20 protein-coding genes and 1 pseudogene are annotated in these 20101 nt (G+C 32.9%); all 21 read left to right on the top strand.

Annotated features, from left to right (window positions below):
* Window positions 1–28: 28 nt before the first annotated feature.
* The 21 genes and pseudogenes from OM075_RS12545 (at window position 29) to OM075_RS12445 (ending at window position 19856) form a co-directional block, all read left to right on the top strand.
* Window positions 29–2806, top strand: a complete 2778-nt coding sequence (locus tag OM075_RS12545; RefSeq protein WP_301190866.1) for a PAS domain-containing sensor histidine kinase — start codon at window positions 29–31, stop codon at window positions 2804–2806.
* A gap of 12 nt (window positions 2807–2818) precedes the next feature.
* Window positions 2819–3445: a response regulator transcription factor gene (locus tag OM075_RS12540; protein WP_301190865.1), complete on the top strand. Its 627-nt coding sequence runs from the start codon at window positions 2819–2821 to the stop codon at window positions 3443–3445.
* Window positions 3446–3643: 198 nt separating this feature from the next.
* Window positions 3644–4021 (top strand): DUF1987 domain-containing protein, encoded by a 378-nt coding sequence (locus OM075_RS12535; RefSeq protein ID WP_301190864.1) that lies wholly within the window; start codon window positions 3644–3646, stop codon window positions 4019–4021.
* 31 nt (window positions 4022–4052) lie between these two features.
* Window positions 4053–5138 carry a hypothetical protein gene (locus OM075_RS12530; protein ID WP_301190863.1) on the top strand — a complete coding sequence of 362 codons (1086 nt, stop codon included), beginning with the start codon at window positions 4053–4055 and terminating at the stop codon, window positions 5136–5138.
* 12 nt (window positions 5139–5150) lie between these two features.
* Window positions 5151–5570, top strand: coding sequence for a substrate-binding domain-containing protein (locus OM075_RS12525; RefSeq protein WP_301190862.1), 420 nt, complete (start codon window positions 5151–5153; stop codon window positions 5568–5570).
* Between the two features lie 55 nt (window positions 5571–5625).
* Window positions 5626–7110, top strand: coding sequence for a methyl-accepting chemotaxis protein (locus OM075_RS12520; RefSeq protein ID WP_301190861.1), 1485 nt, complete (start codon window positions 5626–5628; stop codon window positions 7108–7110).
* Between the two features lie 193 nt (window positions 7111–7303).
* A pseudogene (locus tag OM075_RS12515) lies at window positions 7304–7663 on the top strand (EamA family transporter); the annotation flags it as partial.
* Between the two features lie 208 nt (window positions 7664–7871).
* Window positions 7872–8531 (top strand): SDR family oxidoreductase, encoded by a 660-nt coding sequence (locus tag OM075_RS12510; RefSeq protein WP_301190860.1) that lies wholly within the window; start codon window positions 7872–7874, stop codon window positions 8529–8531.
* Window positions 8532–8735: 204 nt separating this feature from the next.
* A complete protein-coding gene (locus OM075_RS12505; protein WP_301190859.1) occupies window positions 8736–9992 on the top strand; it encodes a DUF418 domain-containing protein in 1257 nt (418 codons plus the stop codon).
* 236 nt (window positions 9993–10228) lie between these two features.
* Window positions 10229–10906, top strand: coding sequence for a cyclophilin-like fold protein (locus tag OM075_RS12500; RefSeq protein ID WP_301190858.1), 678 nt, complete (start codon window positions 10229–10231; stop codon window positions 10904–10906).
* A 137-nt stretch (window positions 10907–11043) separates the two neighbouring features.
* Window positions 11044–11397 (top strand): cyclophilin-like fold protein, encoded by a 354-nt coding sequence (locus OM075_RS12495; RefSeq protein WP_301190857.1) that lies wholly within the window; start codon window positions 11044–11046, stop codon window positions 11395–11397.
* Between the two features lie 4 nt (window positions 11398–11401).
* Window positions 11402–11944: a sugar O-acetyltransferase gene (locus tag OM075_RS12490; RefSeq protein ID WP_301190856.1), complete on the top strand. Its 543-nt coding sequence runs from the start codon at window positions 11402–11404 to the stop codon at window positions 11942–11944.
* 195 nt (window positions 11945–12139) lie between these two features.
* Window positions 12140–12883, top strand: a complete 744-nt coding sequence (locus OM075_RS12485) for a carboxymuconolactone decarboxylase family protein (RefSeq protein WP_301190855.1) — start codon at window positions 12140–12142, stop codon at window positions 12881–12883.
* 11 nt (window positions 12884–12894) lie between these two features.
* A complete protein-coding gene (locus tag OM075_RS12480; RefSeq protein WP_301190854.1) occupies window positions 12895–13422 on the top strand; it encodes a (R)-mandelonitrile lyase in 528 nt (175 codons plus the stop codon).
* The gene (locus OM075_RS12475; RefSeq protein ID WP_301190853.1) at window positions 13423–13980 is read left to right on the top strand and encodes a flavodoxin; all 558 of its coding nucleotides are present in this window, start codon (window positions 13423–13425) and stop codon (window positions 13978–13980) included.
* A gap of 69 nt (window positions 13981–14049) precedes the next feature.
* Window positions 14050–15198 carry an iron-containing alcohol dehydrogenase gene (locus tag OM075_RS12470; RefSeq protein ID WP_301190852.1) on the top strand — a complete coding sequence of 383 codons (1149 nt, stop codon included), beginning with the start codon at window positions 14050–14052 and terminating at the stop codon, window positions 15196–15198.
* A 15-nt stretch (window positions 15199–15213) separates the two neighbouring features.
* Window positions 15214–15771, top strand: coding sequence for an LbetaH domain-containing protein (locus OM075_RS12465; protein WP_301190851.1), 558 nt, complete (start codon window positions 15214–15216; stop codon window positions 15769–15771).
* Window positions 15772–15842: 71 nt separating this feature from the next.
* Window positions 15843–16403, top strand: a complete 561-nt coding sequence (locus tag OM075_RS12460; protein ID WP_301190850.1) for a DapH/DapD/GlmU-related protein — start codon at window positions 15843–15845, stop codon at window positions 16401–16403.
* Between the two features lie 73 nt (window positions 16404–16476).
* A complete protein-coding gene (locus OM075_RS12455; RefSeq protein WP_301190849.1) occupies window positions 16477–17676 on the top strand; it encodes an alcohol dehydrogenase catalytic domain-containing protein in 1200 nt (399 codons plus the stop codon).
* Between the two features lie 26 nt (window positions 17677–17702).
* Window positions 17703–18569 (top strand): aldo/keto reductase, encoded by an 867-nt coding sequence (locus OM075_RS12450; protein ID WP_301190848.1) that lies wholly within the window; start codon window positions 17703–17705, stop codon window positions 18567–18569.
* A gap of 111 nt (window positions 18570–18680) precedes the next feature.
* Entirely contained in the window at window positions 18681–19856 is a 1176-nt protein-coding gene (locus tag OM075_RS12445; protein ID WP_301190847.1) for an esterase, read from the top strand.
* Window positions 19857–20101 lie beyond the last annotated feature (245 nt).

Below are 20101 nucleotides of genomic sequence, written 5' to 3'. Positions count from 1 at the left end.
CTTATAAGAATTGTAAGTGTAGTGTTTTATGGAAAAAAAGTGTTGTTGGGTATTAACTCTTTTTAGAAATTTTTTTAGTACCAATATGGGAGTCGAATATAATGAGGCTTTCAAAAAATTATCCAGAGGATTAATTGTATCCAATGCAATTTTATTGTTTTATGATATCATATATCTTTCTTATTTAAAAATCTCATTTTTAAGTATTTTTCTATGGGGAGGTCTGGCATTAAATATGTTAAGTTGTTTCGTTAATCGAAACAATAGAACTAAAATAGCATTTTACATTATCATTGTTCTTAATTTATTATTCTTTCCTGTTAATACATTACTCTTTTCCATACATGAGGCCTTTTATTTTATCTCTGTGTTAGGAGGTATTATTCTTGCTGTTCATCTTCCACGGTTATATGAATTTGTTGGGGCCTCTGTAATTGGGGTAACCGTTTTTTTTATTGAGCGGAGTTACTTAGATAATCTAATTTTTCCCGATAGAATCTTAGAAAACCATCCTGCATGGTTTTATATCAGAACTGCATTAATGTTTTGTGTTTACACTTATTGGCTCTATTTATACAAGAAGAATCAATACCTGCACAGTAAAATTATCGCAAATAAAGATTTATCGCTTTTGAAATATATGACAGCGCTAAATCAATCGGTAGCCTCAGTTGTAATAACAGATAAATATGGTAATATAGAATATGCCAATCCACATACCGAGAAAGCTACAGGTTATCAAATCAGTGAATTATTGGGTAAAAACCCACGCATTTTTCAATCAGGTAAAACTCCCAAAGACACCTTTAGCCAAATGTGGAAACAGCTTGGAAAAGGAGAACCCTGGAAAGGTACATTTTATAATCGTAAAAAGAACAATGAAGAATATATTGAACAGGCTGTAATTTCTCCGGTTAAGAATAATAATGGGGAGATCATTAATTATGTTGCCATAAAAGAAGATGTAACTGAGCATTTAAAAATGGTATCAGAACTGCAGGAAAGTAATGCCAAATATTTTCAACTTACAGAACAAACTCATGATGTTATTTTAATTATTGATTTAAAAACAATAACCATTAGTTATATTAATGCTGCTATAGAAAAGATACAAGGTCACAAACCTGAAGAGATTATAGGTTCTTCGCTGGATAAATTATTGACAGAAGATTCTTATTTGTGTATGGTTAATGATTTGAAAGCACATTTACAAGATTTTACAATGGGAAGCAAGAATGTATTCCGAAATAGATATCAGATCATTCATAAAAATCAACAGGTTAAAGATGTTGAAGTCTCAGCCTTTTTTATTGTGGATCATAAAGGTAATCCCATTGAAGTCCATAGTGTTGTAAGGGATATTACAAAACAATTACAAGAACAACGAGAATTAAATCAAACAAATCAGATATTAAAAAACACTTTAAACCAAACAACTGAGGATTATAGGCAATTGCTAAATCAAATGACAAATGTTTTAAATAATGCGTCAAATGCAATATGTTTTTTTGAAGTAGAAGGTGAAGAAGTATTTTTTACATCATGTAATGAAAGGTGGGCTAATGCTATGGGATATTATCCTGAAGAATTGGAAGGTAAAAATATTTCAGAGATGCTTGATCCATATACTTTATCTTTATATCGCAACTTACTAAAAAAGTCTTTATTAAATAATGAACCTGTTTATGAGGAGGTTTATTGGAATAATATGTACTTATACGTAAACACCTTTCCTGTACAGGAAAGAGCAGGCAAAAAATACTATTTGTCATTTAGTTATAACATTACAGAAAGAAAATTGGCAGAAAAACGTTTGCAGGAAACGGAAGAACGTTTTTATAACATATTTAAAATTACCAATGATTCTATAGTAATTTTAACTCCTGATTTAAAAGTAGAACAAGCTAATGAAAGTTTTTATAAACTAACTAATATCAAAGAAGGCAAACAAATAGATAATTTGGTTAATATTATTAGTTATAAGAATATTGAAAAACTAAACTATAATATTGAGTCATTAAATGCTGAAAAACCTTTTTGCCAGTTTGAAACAGAGATACTTAGTATGACTGGCGATGTTATTCCTGTGGAAATGAACATATCCTTAATTACAGAAGCTCAAAAACCATTATTATTGTGTGTATTTAGAGATGTTTCCATTCGTAAAAACTATGAAAAGAAACTCTTAGGTTCAGGTATTAAGATTGAAAACAGAGAACGTCAGAAATTGGCCAGTGATCTTCATGATAATGTTGGTCCATTGCTTTCAAGTTTAAACATGTGCTTGTCTCTGTTATTTCGCAAACCAGAGGTGAAAAAGTACAGCGATGATATTAACGATATTAATAAGATGTTGAAAGACTCTATTATTGCTGTTCGCGAAATCTCAAATAATCTGAGTCCTCGCATATTGGTTAGTCATGGCTTAATATCAGCACTGGAAAAGTTTTTCGAAACCAAACATAAACTTGTGACAATTAATTTTGAGTATACTATTGGTTCATTAAGATTTGATGATATAAAAGAATCTATGCTTTATAATGTTATAAAAGAGGTTTTTAATAACTCATTAAAATACTCACAATCGCCAGAGATTAATTTAAAAATATCGAAGCGATTTAATTACCTGGTTATAAAATATGAGGACTTTGGCGATGGATTTGATTTTGATGAGAAATTAAGTCCTGCAAGCTCTAACCTGGGACTTTTTAATTTAATTAACCGTTTTAAAATACTGGATGGTGAATATAGAATTAAAACAGCACCTGGTGAAGGTTTCTTACTAAATTTGATGTTCCCAATCTAATAGATAAAAAAGATGCTTAAAATTGCTATAGTTGATGACCATGCTGTTTTGCGATTTGGTTTAAATAAATTGCTCAGCTCTATTGATGGAGTAGAAGTTGTTATTGAGGCAAATGATGGAAAAGAATTTCTAGATCTGATAAATAATAATATACCTGATATTGCTTTTATTGATTTAAATATGCCGGTAATGAATGGTATTGAGACGGTTAAAGTTTTAAAAGCTAAATATAATAAAGTAAAAGCGATCATTTTATCAATGAATGATAATGAGCAGGACTTTAAATTGCTCAACGAGATGGGAGTAGACGGTTATCTACTTAAAGATGCTGATTTTGATGAAATTGAACGTGCTATAAATACGGTTAAGGGAGGTGGAAAGTACTTTTCTCAGGAGTTGTTATTGAAGTTTCTTCAATCAGGTCATTCCGCATCTAATAGTATTGAATTGACGAAAAGAGAATATGAAGTTCTGGAATGCCTTTGTCAGGGATTATCTGCAAAAGAATCGGCAGAACGTTTAAATATTAGTCCCAGAACAATAGAAAAACATCGTACGGAATTGTTTGCTAAAACCGGAACTAACTCATCTATAGCGTTAGTTGTTTACGCTGTAAAAAATAACCTGATTAATCTCTGAGTGGTTTAATTTTAAGGTAAAATCTTATATTCCCCGAAGTTTACAATAGTAGCTTCGGGTTTTTTATGTAAAAAAGTGCGGTATTTACGTAGTTATATTTGCGTAATTTTCTTTCAAAATGTAGAAAAATCCCTGTAAAATAACTTTTGCTTTACCTATACTTTTGGCCTCAGAATAAAAACAAATACCCTACTATACATGAAGCCATTAGTAATTTCTGAAACTTCAAAAACACCCTTTGTTTATTTTAATCAAAATGAAGGGAAATTTTTTATCGGAGGAAAAAGTATTCCTGAAGATGCGTATGCTTTTTATGCTTCAGTGATTAGTTGGCTTGAAAATTTAGTAGAGGAAACAGTACAGAATGTTGAGTTAACTATTATTCTGGATATAATAAATGTTGGATCCATTAAACATCTATACAGATTGATTAAAGGTTTGGAAGGGCATTATTTAAAAGGAAAAGAAATAATGGTGAAATGGTACTTAGAGAAGAGTGATGAAGATATGCATGAAATTAGTACTCTTTTTCAACAGGAACTAAAAATACCAATCACTATGGTAACAATTGACTAGAGAGAACAATTAATATAATAATTACAATTAAATGAAAAAGTTTGGGATTTTAACTGTCATTTTTATAATGACAATGGTATCAGTGTGGGGACAAGAGGATACCTGGGAAGTGAGAAAACATATCACTGGTTATGTGGCCACCGAGTTTAACTATTTTGATAACTTAAAAGGTTATGATAAAAATATAGGTGTTTCAGTTGCTGAAGCTGGATTTTTATTCAATTATCAACCAATTAAAGATTTAAAGTTTAAAGTTGTTGCTGTTTACCGACCAAATTCTTCTGTAGATCAGTTAATTAATGAGATCAATGCAGAATATAAAGTAAATAATTTTCTTAATGTAAAAGCTGGTCGTTTTTTAACGCCTCTTAGTCCTATTAATACCTTTTATTACGCTCCTGTTAACGTAAGTGCAACATTACCTTTAATTACCAATTTGCACCAGGTATTTCCTCTTAATATGGACGCTATTTCCCTAAATGGTAGTATAGGAAACGATTTTAAATTTGGTTATGATCTTTTTGCCGGAGGTTACCGTAATTCGGTTAACATGAAAAGTGGAGCTATGGGATTCTATGGAACAGAAGCTGACTACTTTGAAAACTTAGAAGAAACCAGTTTCACAGTTGATTATGAAAGCTTTAATACCTCTTTGAATTTTGGTGGAGGAGGTCATATCCAGGCTAGTTATAAAGATATGATTACTGTTGGTTTTAACGTGTTTAAAGGTCAAAAGGAAAATATTAATATCATGTTACCTCAGATAGGACAAATGTTCCCTGAAAAACTTCAGAAAGATGTTTATGGATTCAACTTTAACTTCAAGCATAACTCATTAAATGTTGTTGCTGAATGGTGGGATAATGATATGACAATAATGGGAGAGACTTATGACACTTCTGATGGCTTTGTTATTGTAAGTAATACTTTTAACAAACTTACTCCTTACGTGAGATATGAGCAACATACTGCATTTGGATCGGATATCATACGTTATGCAGCCGGAGTAAACTATAAACCAATTTTTGAGACTACATTAAAACTTGAATATCTGCACTACGATTATAATGATTATGATCTAAATGGTTTAGTAGCATCAGTAATCTATTCTTTTTAATAAGTATCAGTAATGAAAAAAATATTCGCAATCATATTTGTGTTGTTTTGTATTATTCAAATATCATCAGCACAGAGCTATAAAGTAATTGTAAATAGTAAAAATACTATTACAAGTATTAATAAAAAAGAGTTATCTCAAATCTTTTATAAAAGGAAAAAGAAATGGGACGATGGTCAGGCAATTGTGCCTGTAGATTTATCATCATCATCATCTGTTAGAGCTGATTTTTCTTCAGAAGTACATGGCAAATCTGTTGCAGCTATCAGAAATTACTGGCAGCAGGCTGCTTTTACAGGTGCAGGAATTGCTCCGGTAGAGAAATCATCTGATGAAGAAGTGATTGAGTATGTTCAAACTCATCCCGGTGCCATCGGATATATTTCAAACTCAACCAAAGCAACAAATATTAAAACTATATCAGTTCAATAGTAAATAGATCCTATATGATATCTTCATCATATAGGATCAATACAATAGTAATATCATGAGTTATTTGACAAATGTTAAGTTGAGACGTAAAATTGCATTTTTACCAATTCTTATAATCATGGCACTTTTGGTTATAATGGCAATGAATGGCGAGTTTACCAAGCAGAATGAGAAATTAATTGATCAGATTCATCATCGAGACCTGGTTTATACAGAAATGAGCTATAACCTTGAGTTTAAGATGGATGAATTACATCGAATGTTTCAGGATGCTGTTGCAGCAAGTGATGAAGATAAGTTGAAAGAGACCAAAGGTGTAATGGTAAAAGTTGATAGTCTGCTAAATATTGTGAATGACCATGAAGATACACTAGTAGTTGAAATTAAACAGCATATTAAGCAATATTATGATGTAGCTTATAAAACGTCCTTTTTAATGATAAATGAAGGATATAACGAAGAGGTTGTCAGTGGTATTCAAACAATGGTTGCTGTTCATAAAAACTTGGATAGTAGTTTTCAATCATTAAAAGGCAGGAGTAGAGATCAAATAGAAAGCTCTTTTGATACCATATTAAATTATTATAGTACAACTACATTATTTATATCCCTTACAGTAATATTCATGATTATAGTTTCCATTATTGGAATTTTAAGAATGAATAAACTAATAGCGAAACCTATTATTGATGTTGCCAATAATTTAAAAACATTAGCCGAAGGAAAACTAAATACTAAATTTAGTACCGATCTACTGCAAAGACGAGATGAAATTGGTGAAATATTTAAGTCTTACGATTATTTGGTGAATAAATTGGTTAATGTTGTAAATGATATTAATTCAAGTGCAAATGTAGTAACCAATGCCAGTAAAGATCTTGAGTCAACTGCTGAATTAACAAGTGACAGCGCTACCACACAGGCAGCTTCGCTGGAAGAAATATCATCATCTATGGAAGAGATGAACGCAACTATCTCAGCCAATACAGAAAACGCTGCATATGTAGAAAAGATTGCAACAAATCTGGCTGATGACGTTGAAAAAGTAAGTTATTCATCGCAAGAAAGTTTAAATGCTACAATGCAAATTGCCAGCAGATTGAAAGTGATTGATGATATTGCTTTTCAAACCAATATTTTAGCTTTAAATGCAGCTGTAGAGGCTGCAAGGGCAGGTGCAGAAGGCAGAGGATTCAGTGTTGTTGCTGCAGAGGTACGTAAATTGGCAGAAAGAAGCAGGGAAGCCGGTGTTGAAATTAATAATATTGCAAAGTCAACAGTTAAAATATCTACTGAAGCTAATGAATTATTAATGAAAATGGTTCCTGAAATTGCCAATGCAGCTAAATTAATACAGGAAATTGCTGCTGCAAGTATTGAGCAAAACAATGGAGTTGAACAAGTTAATATTTCCATCCAAGGAATGAATGACAGTACTCAAAATAATTCTTTAGCCTCTGATGAATTATCTAAAAAAGCAGAAATGCTTACAGAACATGCTAATACATTAAATAAAGCAATTAGCTACTTTAAATTATAAGAACTTACAATCCTTATGTATATAAAAATGATCCCGAATTAATTGTAATAATTAATTCGGGATTTTTGTATTTATATTTTCAAGTATTATTACTGTTAGATAACAGTTACACTTTCATTGATACTGAGCATGATTCCTTGGGGTGTATTAATCTTATCTTTTTTCTTTTTAAAGGAAGAATTACCAGAAGTATTCGTCAATAACCATTTTAAAATGGATGTTTTTGTTTACAGCTATAATGTTATTGCCATTTGGTTTTTCAGAATTATCAGAACAAAAAATTTATACTTCCAGTGTTACATTAATACCTGTAGTACAATTGTTAACTATTTTAATTTTTGATGCGACTTTAGTTTATTTTCTGCTCATTATTTCGTTACGAAATTTAAAAGCTACAACGGTAAGTACCTATATGAATTTTTTACCTGTATTCACCTCAGTTTTAGCTGTGATAGGAGGACAGGAATTGTTTACATTGAACAAATTGCTTGCAATTGTATTAGTTATAAGTGGGGTTACTTTGGTAACACGAAGCAATAAAAAGGTTGAATAGTGATGCTTTAAGTTTAATTTAGCATACAAATCAACACATAAAACCATCCTCAAAATATCTTTCCAAAATTAGAATAGATATTTTGGGGTAAATTTATATAACAAGAATCATCAATCTATAAATATGAACGAGCCATGATAAAGAGTTATCACACATGAGGATGACTAAAATGGCCTGTTCCATATGGCAATTAAAAGTAAATTTATATATGAAAGTACTCATTATAGGCGCAAATGGTAAAATAGGAAGATTATTAGCTGAAAAAATGGCCAGGTCTGAAAATTTTGAGCCAACAGCATTTATAAGAAATGAATCACAGAAAGAATATTTTATTTCAATTGGAGTTTCATATAAAATAGCAAGTCTCGAGAGTTCTGAACAGGAAATTGCTGAAGCAATAAAAGGTTTTGATGCAGTTGTTTTTACAGCAGGTTCAGGAGGAGCTACAGGATATGATAAAACAATTGAAATCGATTTATATGGCGCCATTAAAAGCATTAATGCAGCTAAATTAATGGGAATAAAACATTTTGTAATGGTTAGTGCCGCATTTGCTGATGAACCAACGTTTTGGTCTGAAAGCAATATAAAGCCATACTATATTGCAAAACATTTGGCTGATATGGAACTTAAAAGGAGTGGTGTTAATTATACAATAATCCGACCAGTACGTTTAACAGATGCCGCCGACTCAGGAAAAATAAGGGTTGAATTAAATCCTAAAGACCTAAATAAAGAGATTCCTCGAGTTGCTGCGGCAGATGTAATTCTAGAAGTACTAAACAATGATTCGGCAAAAAATAAAACATTGGAAATCAGTGAAGGTACATCCAATATTAATGATGCTGTACTGCGTTTTGTAAAGTAGTATTAATTTTAAGTTTATACTGGCATTATTTAAAAATATGATATTCCGTAATATGGGTAATTGCCTCCGTAATAAGGGTAGTTAAAATAAAATTCAATAATCTTTATTTGTATAAAACTATTGATGTGATATGGTGTTTGGTAAATAATAAAATAGTAAAATACGTTATGCATCAGTAATATGATTAAAATAAAGTTAAGATAGATGACATTGGGTAGTGGTGATAAAAACAAAATTGTTCCGGTAAGTGCAGGAAATCGAATAGATTATATGGATTTGTTAAGAGGTTTGGCTATTTTTTTTATTTTAATTGCTAACCTCAGATGGTTCTGTTTATTTACTCCGGGCTTTAACGGTTATTTTGTGTTTCCGGAAATGGATCATTTGGTACATAAACTTCAACACTTATTTATCGAAGGTAAATTCTATTCCATCTTCAGTATTTTATTTGGCTGGGGTATTGCGCTGCAGCTAAAAAAATCAAAAAAAGATGATGCTACTACTGCCAAATTTATAAGACGTCGACTATCGTTTATGCTTTTATTAGGTGGAATTCATTTGTTTTTAATTTGGGAAGGAGATATTGTATTCTTATACGGGTTGGTTGGTTTTGTTCTGATTGCCTTACGTAATCTATCCAATAGATCATTGCTTATTACAGGTGCATTATTGTTATTATCACCAATAGTACTCTACTTCATTAAAATGAACTTTTCATGGTTTAATTGGCCTTCTGAGTATTTAACTATGGCAGGAGAAAAGTTTTATCAATTGAATGGATGGATTGATCAGGACACGAGCAGAACTCAGGTATTAAAGGAAAGTAAAAGTATTTTTACAAATATTGCCATAACCCTTGGCGATGCCCCTTATCGATTTGCATATCTGTTTTTCGTAAGTCGTATTCCTAAGGTATTGGGAGCAATGGTAATAGGTTTTGTTATTGGAAGGTCAGAGTTCTATTCAAAAGTTCTTAAACACAGAAAAAAAACGTTATGGGTAAGTATAATAGGCCTGATGGTTTTTGTACCTCTAAATTATATGTTAATTACCTATTTTGAAGATTCCTCGGCCTACTATGCATTACAAGTTAAAGGACTTTATTATACCATCGTTTATGCATTCAGTGTTTTTCCATTGGCATTAGTATATATGCTAATCATTGCGCTATTGTATGAAAATAGTGTAATACAAAAGTTATTAAAACCTGTTTGTGCAGTTGGACGAACTGCCTTTAGTAATTATATAATGCATAGTGTTGTTGGTATTATTGTTTTTTATGGAATAGGCCTGGGTTTTATGCAGCAATTGGGTCCACTGGCCTGGACAATATTTGCAGTAATACTATTCTCACTTCAAATACTGGTTAGTAATATTTGGTTAAGATATTTCAAATTTGGTCCTGTAGAGTGGATCTGGCGTAGTCTTACCTATAAAAAACTACAATTATTAGCAGTATAGCTTTAGTTACTCCACTTTTAGAAGTGATACTTCATTATAGTTAATTGCCTGTATAAAATGAATTTATACTTGTAGTATACCAGTATTAAGATTGGGCTTTATGTATTTTATGATATCAAAATATCATATTCCGTAATCTGGGTATCTGCCTCCGTAATATTGGTAAATCTATCTTATGGTTTTTGATGATATTTGTAATGTAGCAATATTAATTAGTTTAACTGATAACGAATTTTATGTATTCTTTAAGAACATTACTTTTTATAATCATTACTAATTGCATAGCTTTAAATGCCTATTCTCAAGGTTCTAAAATTAAAATTACGGTTGATCAGAGCACTGTACTTACTGCTACATTAGTCGATAATTCTTCGGTTACAGCATTAATTGAATTGTTAAAAGATGGAGTACTGACCATTGAAATGAGTGATTATGGTAATATGGAAAAAGTTGGCCCAATAGGAACGACTTTACCAAGAAACGATGAACAAATTACTACACAACCAGGAGATATTATTTTATACCAGGGGAGTGCTTTAGTTATATATTATGCGCCCAATTCATGGAATTTTACAAGACTGGGAAAAATAGATAATGTATTTCAGAATGAGTTAAAGAGCATTTTAGGTACCAGAGATGTCAGTGTTAAATTAGAGCTTATCAATGAGCCTACAAGTATTGGAAAAATTCAAGATCGTAATGATCCATATATAGTTTATCAAAATCCTGTTAATGATATATTGAAAATATCAGGAGAGTTTGAATTTATAGCTTTAATGGATGCCAACGGACGGGAAATTTTACGAACCAAAGATGACAAAATAGATATCAGTGGTTTCAATTCAGGCGTTTACTTAGTGCAAATTCATGATAAAAATAAACCTGTGATTATTAAGAAAATAATAAAAGAATAGTGCTAAATTTATAGGAGTTTAATAATAAATGCATTGTATTTTAGTGTCATTCAGTTCATTAAGACTACTCTAATTACTGTTTTTTTAATAATCCTTTACATGTTGAAAAGAAAACTCAATAGAAAAATATAAATATAATGAAGATTAAAATAACAATTGACGGTAATGTATTTAATGCAACTTTAAACGATTGTGAAGCTGCAAGTGATTTTGCCTCTTTATTTCCTTTAACATTAAGCTTAAACGATTATGCCAATACTGAAAAAGTTAGTGATTTAAGTCAACGATTAAGTACTGCTGGCTCTCCGGCAGGATGTAGTGCAAAAGTTGGTGATATTACCTATTACTCTCCATGGGGAAATTTAGCCATATTTTACAGAAGCTTTGGATATGCAGGCGGACTAATAAAATTAGGTAAGATTGATGGTGATATGAAACTTTTTACCGCAAGTTGTAATAAATCAGATGCATTATTTGAAATAGTAGAATAAGGTTATGGAAGATATAAAACAAAACAATAAATTTCCGGAAGTAACCTATGATGCTTTTGCTCCTGAATTTGTAAATATGCGCAAAGAAGCCGCTCAATTAACTTTAAAGTTTAATACTACCGGAGATATAAGCTATCTTGAAGAGTTATTTGAACGCAAATTTGAGGATGTTCAGATCAACCCGCCTTTTCATTGTAATTATGGTGGCAATAAAATTCAATTCGGGAAAAAGGTATTTATAAATTTCAACTGCGCATTTCAGCCTTTTGGCGAAATCATAATTGGCGATCATGCTTTTATTGGTCCAAATGTTCAGATGTATACGGCTATTCATCCAACAGATCCTGTAAAAAGGGTAGAGGGTGAATCTTCATGCAGTAAAATTGAAATCGGTGATAATGTATGGATTGGTGGCGGTTCTGTTATTCTACCAGGAGTATCAATTGGTGAAGGATGTACCATTGGAGCCGGTAGTGTTGTTACCAGAAGTATTCCTCCACGTTCTGTTGCTGTAGGGAATCCTTGCAGAGTTATAAAGACTGTATAAATACAAACATATAATAATTTTAAAACGAGCCATGATAACGAATTCACTCACAAGAGGATGATTAAATTGGTGAGTTCCATGTAGCAATTAAAAGAAAAGTAATCACATGAAACGAGCCATGATAAAAACTTCTCACACACGAGAATGACTATAGAGGCGAGTTCCATGTGGCCAAATAAAACAAATTTTAGACACATGAAATCAAACACAATACGTATTATAACATTAATGCTTGCAGTTCTTTGTATATCATTTTATTCTGAAGCAAAGAATTCTAAAGCAGACAATCAAAAATTAGATGCACAGCAAAAAAGTCTGGTTGCTATTTCAAGTTATACAGCTCAGGGAAAAATTCCTGAATTAACTGAAGCTTTAAACGAAGGACTGGATGCAGGAGTAAGCATTAACGAAATTAACGAAGCTCTTGTACAACTTTATGCTTACTGTGGTTTCCCCAGAAGCTTAAATGGTATCAATACTTTCAGAAAAGTGATTGATGAAAGAAAAAGTAAAGGTATTACAGATAAACAAGGCAAGGAAATTAAAATGCATAGTAATGAAGGCGACCGCTATGAAAGAGGGCGAAAAGTATTAGAAGAATTAACTAAAATGCCTCAATCTAAACCGGCACCAGGTTTTGGTGAGTTTTCTCCACGCATTGATGCTTTCTTAAAGGAGCATCTATTTGCAGATATCTTTGAAAGTGATGTGCTTTCATATCATCAAAGAGAATTAGTGACCAATGCAGCTTTAGCCAGCATGTCTGGTGTTGGATCTCAATTAGGAGCTCATTTGTTTTTTGGAATGAACGTAGGTATTACTGAAGCTCAGTATAATGATATGTTTGATCTTATTGAAAAAACAGTTGGTGAAACAGAAGCTAATGAAGGTCGTGCCATACTAAAAGGTCTTGTAAACAGAGTAAACACAAATAAATAAAATAATATATTATGAAGAAAATATTTTTAAATAGCATATTGACATTAAGCATTTTACTGGCTGCATATTCTTGTAGTCAACCAACAGAAAAAACACAAGAAGTTGCAAAACTTGCTGAAGCAGTAAATGCTATCGATCCAATTTTTACACAAAATCCTGCACAGGGTGATTTCCTAAATAAATTCTTTACCGGAAAAGTAGGAGTAAATATGATGTTAAAGAATGATGAGAACAATGAATATTCCATTGCCAACGTCATTTTTGATGCAAAATCACGTACCAACTGGCATACACACCCTAAAGGTCAGGTTTTATTAGTACTTGCAGGAGAAGGATTTTATAAAGCAGAAGGTGAACCTGTAAGAAAAATTAAAAAAGGTGATGTGGTTAATATTCCTCCTCATGTAAATCACTGGCATGGCGCTGCAGCTAATAGCGAGTTTGTTCATATTGCACTAACTAATTATAAAGATGGACAAAATGTTGCATGGGGTGATAAAGTAACTGATGAACAATATTCCAGCGTTTTAGCAGAGTAAATGTTTATCTCCAGATTATATAACAAACTATTAGGACACTTTTATAGTGTAATACTTCAAAAGAAAATGGTATTGGAAGAATCAGATCATATTTTGGTGGCATATTTTTCGTGGAGCGGAAACACCGCTGTTGTTGCAAAACAAATTCATAATCAGCTGGGAGGTGATATTTTTGAAATTTGTGCAGAGGAAGCCTATTCTTCAGTTTATCGTGATGTTGTAAACAGAGCCAGACTGGAGTTACGTGAGGATCAAAGACCTGAGCTTATGGAAGATTTGGATACAATAGCCTCTTACGAAACCATTTTTATTGGTTATCCCAATTGGTGCAATACATTTCCTGCTCCAATATTAACCTTTTTATCGAATCATAATTTTTCAGGAAAAACCATCATACCATTTTGTACTCACGGTGGTGGAGGATTAGGAAATAGTCTGAGAGATTTTACCAAATATTGTCATTCTGCCAAAATAGTAAAAGGCTTATCCTTAAATGGAGGCTCAGTTAGTAGAAACAACAGTGAAGTTATTGATTGGATTGAAGAATTAAAAAAATAAACTATATCTATTTTATTCTCAGTTCTATGAATTCGAAATAGAGAGGTTTAATCATCTAAAAAGTTAAAAATGAAAGATTTTGCATATTATAATCCTACCCGAATTGAATTCGGAAAAGGAAAAGAAGAACAAATGGGACAATACATTTCAGAGTATGGTCTTAAAAAAGTATTGATTGTTTACGGTTCAGAGCGTATTAAAAAAAGTGGTTTATTCGGTAAAGTCACCAAATCTCTGGATGAAAAAGGAATTGCATACGAAGAATTAGGTGGAATAATCAGTAATCCTGTTCTAAGTAAAGTTTACGAAGGTATTGAATTGGCTAAGAGTAAAAATGTGGATGCAATACTTGGTATAGGAGGAGCTTCTGTATTAGATTCGTCAAAAGCTATTGCCGCAGGAGCCGTTTATGAAGGTGATGTTTGGGATTTCTTCACATTTAAGGCTCAATCAACAGAGGCTTTAAGAATTTTTTCAGTAATGACCTTGGCTGCTTCAGGTAGTGAAATGAACAATTATGCTGTTGTTACAAACGAAGAAACAAAGCAAAAAATGAGTATCAGGAGTACAGCTACTTTCCCAACAGTGTCTGTAGTTAATCCTGAATTACAAGCCACTGTTACCAAAGAATATTTAGCCTATTCAGCAGCAGATATTTTTGCTCACAGTTTAGACATGTACTTAACAGCTACTTATTTACCTGAATATATTGCCGGATATGTTGAAAATATTTTAAGAACGGTGATTCGTACAACTGAAGTGTTGTTGGAAGATGCAGGAAATTATGAAGCTCGTGGAGAATTTGCATGGGCAGCTACCAATGCCTTAAACTTTACAACCAACTGTGGGGTTGAAAACAATCGATTTGATACGCACTTTATTGAGCACACCATGTCGGCAGAATATAACATTGCGCATGGTGCCGGATTATCTATTGTAGTCCCTGCATGGATGAAATGGCAAATGAATCTATTACCTGATCGTTTTGCTCGTTTTGCAAAAGAAATTTTCAATAAAGACACAGCAGAGGAAGGTATTGAGGCACTTAAAAATTGGTATACTAAAATTGGCGCTCCAGTAACGCTTAAAGAGGGTAATATTCCTGAGGAAGGCATTGAAATGATGGTTGAAAAATTATTTGCAGGAGCTCAAATGTTAGGTGCTGATGCACTTTACACCAAAGAAATGCTTACTACAGTATTTGAAAATGCAAAGTAATAGAATTTAAAAGGTATGAGTAAAAACGTTTTTGAAAGAATGCAAGCAGGGGAGTTGGTTACTTTCAGTGACCCTCAATTTACACAGGTAAGTGAATCCGGACTTCGTACCACTGAGTTATTGGTTAAGTATAATAATACCTCAGATCCTGATACATTGCGCAAATTATGGGGCGATTTATCAGGTACTGCTTTGGATGCAAGCAGTTATATTCAAATACCTGTAATGGTAAATCATGCCGAATTTGTAACAGTTGGTAAAAATATTTACATCAACCATGCATGCACCATGCTGGCTTTGGGTACTATTACCATAGAAGACGATGTGTTGATTGGTCCTAAAGCTAATTTAATAACAGAAGGTCATCCTATTGATCCTACTAACAGGAAAGCAATGGAGGTTAAACCTATTGTGATTAAAAAGAATGCCTGGTTAAGTGCAGGTGTTACTATTTTACCTGGAGTTACAGTTGGTGAAAATTCCATAGTTGCTGCAGGTGCGGTTGTAAATAAAGATGTGCCACCAAATACAATTGTTGGTGGAGTTCCGGCTAAAGTGATCAGAAATATTTAAACCTGAAAATTTTCTTAACTAAAATAGGTTTACGAACTTTTATTACAAAATATATTTATTCCAATAAACTAATGAATAAAGATGTATTTCAAAGATTACAAAGTGGTGAAGTGATTCCATACAGTGATCCTGCACATCATCAAATAGCAGAAGCTGCCTCTCGAACTAATAATTTGCTTATTAATCTTAATGCCACAACAAATCCTGATTCAGTTCGAAAGCAATGGAGCAATATCTCAGGAAATATGCTTGATGTAACTTCAACCATTAAGCCACCTGTCTTTGTAAATATTGGTCTTTTTACCCGTATTGGAAAAAATGTATGTATCGATCACTCTTGTTCATTGCTCGATATGGGTACCATTACAATAGAAGATGATGTGTTGATTGGTCCTAAAGTAAATATTGTAACAGAAGAACATCCGGTTAAACCATCAGAAAGAAGAGCTTTGGGGGCAAAACCGGTAATTATCAAAAGAAATGCAACTATTGGTGCAGGTGCAACGATTTTACCGGGAATAACAGTAGGAGAGAATGCTGTTGTTACGGCAGGATCTGTTGTAACAAAAGATGTCTCAGCTAATACAGTAGTCGCAGGTATTCCTGCAAAGGTTATTGAAGAAATAAACTAAACTATATAATGATATGGTTGATCAAAGCCTATCAATTTATTGACTTAATTTTTAATTACTTAAATGTATCATTATGAGTGAAAATAAAATCAACAAAAAACAGTCAAGAAGAGATTTTCTTCAAAAAACAGCTTTAGCAGGAGCAGGTGCTTCTTTTTTATTAAGTAATCCAATGTCAGCTTTTGCAGGCAGTATAAATTCAAATAATATGAGTCATAATATAAAATCGAAAGGTTATGCCGCTTTCGATACGTCAGGCGAGCTAAAACCTTGGGACTTCGAACGTCGTCCTGTAGGTGATAACGATGTATTAATTGATGTAAAATATGCAAGTATTTGCCATTCAGATATTCACCAGATGAAAGGTCACTGGGGACCACAACAATATCCTCAGATCCCTGGTCACGAAATAGTAGGTATTGTGGCTGCAGTTGGTAAAAATGTAACTAAATTCAAAGTTGGTGATCGTGCTGGAGTAGGTTGTATGGTGGATAGCTGTATGACTTGCGACAGCTGTACTCACGGAGAGGAGCATTACTGCGAAAATGGTCAGACCTTATTTACTTATGGATATCCTGATAAAAAATCACCAACAGGTATAACACAGGGCGGTTATGCTTCCAATATTGTAGTAAGAGATCATTTTGCGGTCCATATTCCTGAACATATTACTCTTCAGGAAGCTGCACCTTTATTATGTGCTGGTATTACAACATATTCTCCTTTAATGAAAGAGGATTTTAAAATTGGAGACAAAGTAGGCGTTGCCGGAATTGGTGGATTAGGCCATTTAGCTGTGAAATTAGCCGTTTCAAAAGGTGCTGAAGTATATGCTTTTACAACATCTCCTGACAAAGTTGATGATATTAAATCGTGGGGAGCCAAAGAGGTGATTGTAGTAGATGAAAAATTCAGTAGCATGGGAGCATATGCTAAAAAGCTGGACTACATGATTTGTACTATTCCTTATCAGTTTAATGCGGCGCCATATGTGGCATGTGTTAAACCTTACGGAAATTTTACTTATGTAGGTATGCCTGAAGGATTTGCTATTAATCTAAGCAATATAGCTTTAGCTGCTACTCGTGTTAATTTTAATGCATCGTTAATTGGTGGAATTCCGGAAACTCAGGAAGTGATTCATTACTGTGCTGATAATGGTGTGAAACCTGAAATTAAAATGATTTCTGCAGAAGAAATAAACGAAGCATGGAAGAATGTAGAGAACAAAAAAGCACGTTACAGATATGTAATTGATGCTGCTACATTTTAATAGTTAATTAATTAAAACAAATTATTATGATTTTAAAAGAAACATATAAATTATCAAACGGATTAGAAATTCCTAAATTAGGATTAGGAACCTGGTTTATTAGTGATGCTGATGCAGTAAAAGCTGTTAAAGATGCTGTGGATTTAGGTTACCGACATATTGATACAGCTCAGGCTTATCAAAATGAAAGAGGTGTTGGTGAGGGTGTTAGAACTTGCGGTGTGCCCAGAGAAGAATTGTTTGTAACAACAAAATTGGCTGCAGAGGTTAAATCGTATGATGAAGCAGTTGCTGCAATTGAAGGTTCTCTTGCTACAATGGGCTTGGATTATATTGATATGATGATTATTCATAGCCCAAAACCATGGATGGAATTTCACGAAGAAGATTCTTTTGCTGAAGGAAACCGTGAAGCATGGAAAGCCTTAGAAGAAGCTTATAAAGCGGGTAAATTAAAGGCTATTGGTTTATCGAATTTCCAAAAAGAGGATGTGGAAAATATTCTGGAAACTTGTACCGTTAAACCAATGGTAAATCAAATACTAGCACATATTAGTAATACACCAAAAGAATTAATTGACTATTGCAAAGCACAGGATATTCTTGTTGAAGCATATTCTCCTGTAGCACATGGTGAGTTAATGAAAAATGATGCAGTTACTAAAATGGCTGATAAATACGGCGTTTCAGTACCTCAGTTATCTATTCGTTACTGTATTGAGCTAGGATTACTGCCATTGCCTAAAACAGCTAATCCTGCACACATGAAAAATAACGCAGACCTTGATTTTGAAATCTCCAAGGAAGATATGGACGTATTGTACAATATGGAGCAAATTAAAGATTACGGAGATGCTAGTATGTTCCCTGTTTACGGAGGAAAGTTGAAATAGATTATCTCGACACATTATAATCGAATCTCAGGTATTAAATACGATATCTGAGATTCTTTTTACTTCACCCAATCAAATCTACACAAGCAATAAAAATCAAATATAAAACGTATGAAACGAGTCATAATACTATTAATTACCGGATTATTCTATTTTTCGCTCCATGCTCAACAGGATATTTTTCAACCGAAAGGTATAGAATCTCCTGTTGTTAATGCCGACCATACGGTTACTTTCCGTATTAAAGCACCAGGTGCAGATAAAGTTCTTGTTACAGGTAATTTAAATAGCGAAAAAGCCTTTGCAAATATTTCATACGAAATGCAAAAAGGCGATAATGGAGTTTGGTCTTTTACAACTCAGGTTCTTCCTTCTGAATTATACAGATATCATTTTGAAGTAGATAGTGTTAGAACCATTGATCCGGGTAATGCTCATGTTATTAGAGATGTGGCTAATATTTCAAATATCTTTATTATTGAAGATGGTACAGCCGATTTATACAAAGTTCAACAGGTTCCTCATGGTACCGTTTCGTTTAGATGGTACGAATCGAAAGGAAATGATAAAAACAGAAGACTAACGGTATACACACCTGCCGGATACGAAAATAATAAAGATAAGTATCCTGTTTTATACTTATTACATGGCGTAGGAGGTGATGAAGAAGCATGGTTAGGTACAGGACGATCAGCACAAATTTTTGATAACTTAATCAGTCAGGGAAAAATGGTTCCTGCCATTGTAGTGATGACAAATGGTAACGTAGTGCAGGAAGCTGCTCCCGGAAAAGGAAGCAATGGTTTGGAACGACCTAATTTTATGTTGCCTCATACCATGGATGGAAAGTTTGAAGAAACATTTCAGGATGTAATGGATTTTGTTGAAAGTAATTATCGTACCATCAATAAAAAAGAAGGACGTGCCATAGCTGGTTTATCAATGGGCGGATATCATACGGCTTATATTTCAATGAATTACCCAAATAAATTCGATTATATTGGCTTGTTTTCTGCTGCCATAGGCGTACGTCCAGGTCCAACACCTCCATCATACATTTATAAAGATGTGGATCAGAAACTTACTCAACAAAAAGAAAATGGTTTCAAATTATATTGGATTGGCATCGGTAGTGATGATGTGTTGATTTATAAAGGAATGCAAAACTTCAGAAAGAATCTGGATGAAAAAGGATTTAAATATGAGTATTTAGAAACAGAGGGTGGACATACCTGGAATAACTGGCGTAATTACTTAAGTGTTTTCTCGCAAAAGTTATTTAAGTAAGGAATTAATCAGAGCTATTTATAGAAAAATACAATTTATTAAGGTGAAACAAGCCAGGAGAAGGTTTTACCAGACAAAATTTAAAATATAATCGTATGAAACAAACAGGTGAATTTAATAATCCACATTCACACACAAGAGGATGGTTAAATTTATTGGTCTCAAAAGTAGTTAAAACTATGCACTTTAGTGCATCTTGCTTTAGCTTCTAAAAATCTTAACTTTGATCATATGGTTCAAAGAAT

Origin of the sequence: Plebeiibacterium sediminum, assembly GCF_026013605.1 — a bacterium.
Taxonomy (GTDB): domain Bacteria; phylum Bacteroidota; class Bacteroidia; order Bacteroidales; family Marinilabiliaceae; genus Saccharicrinis; species Saccharicrinis sediminus.
Note: the sequence above shows the minus strand (reverse complement) of the source record. Positions and strands in the feature narration are given on the sequence as shown.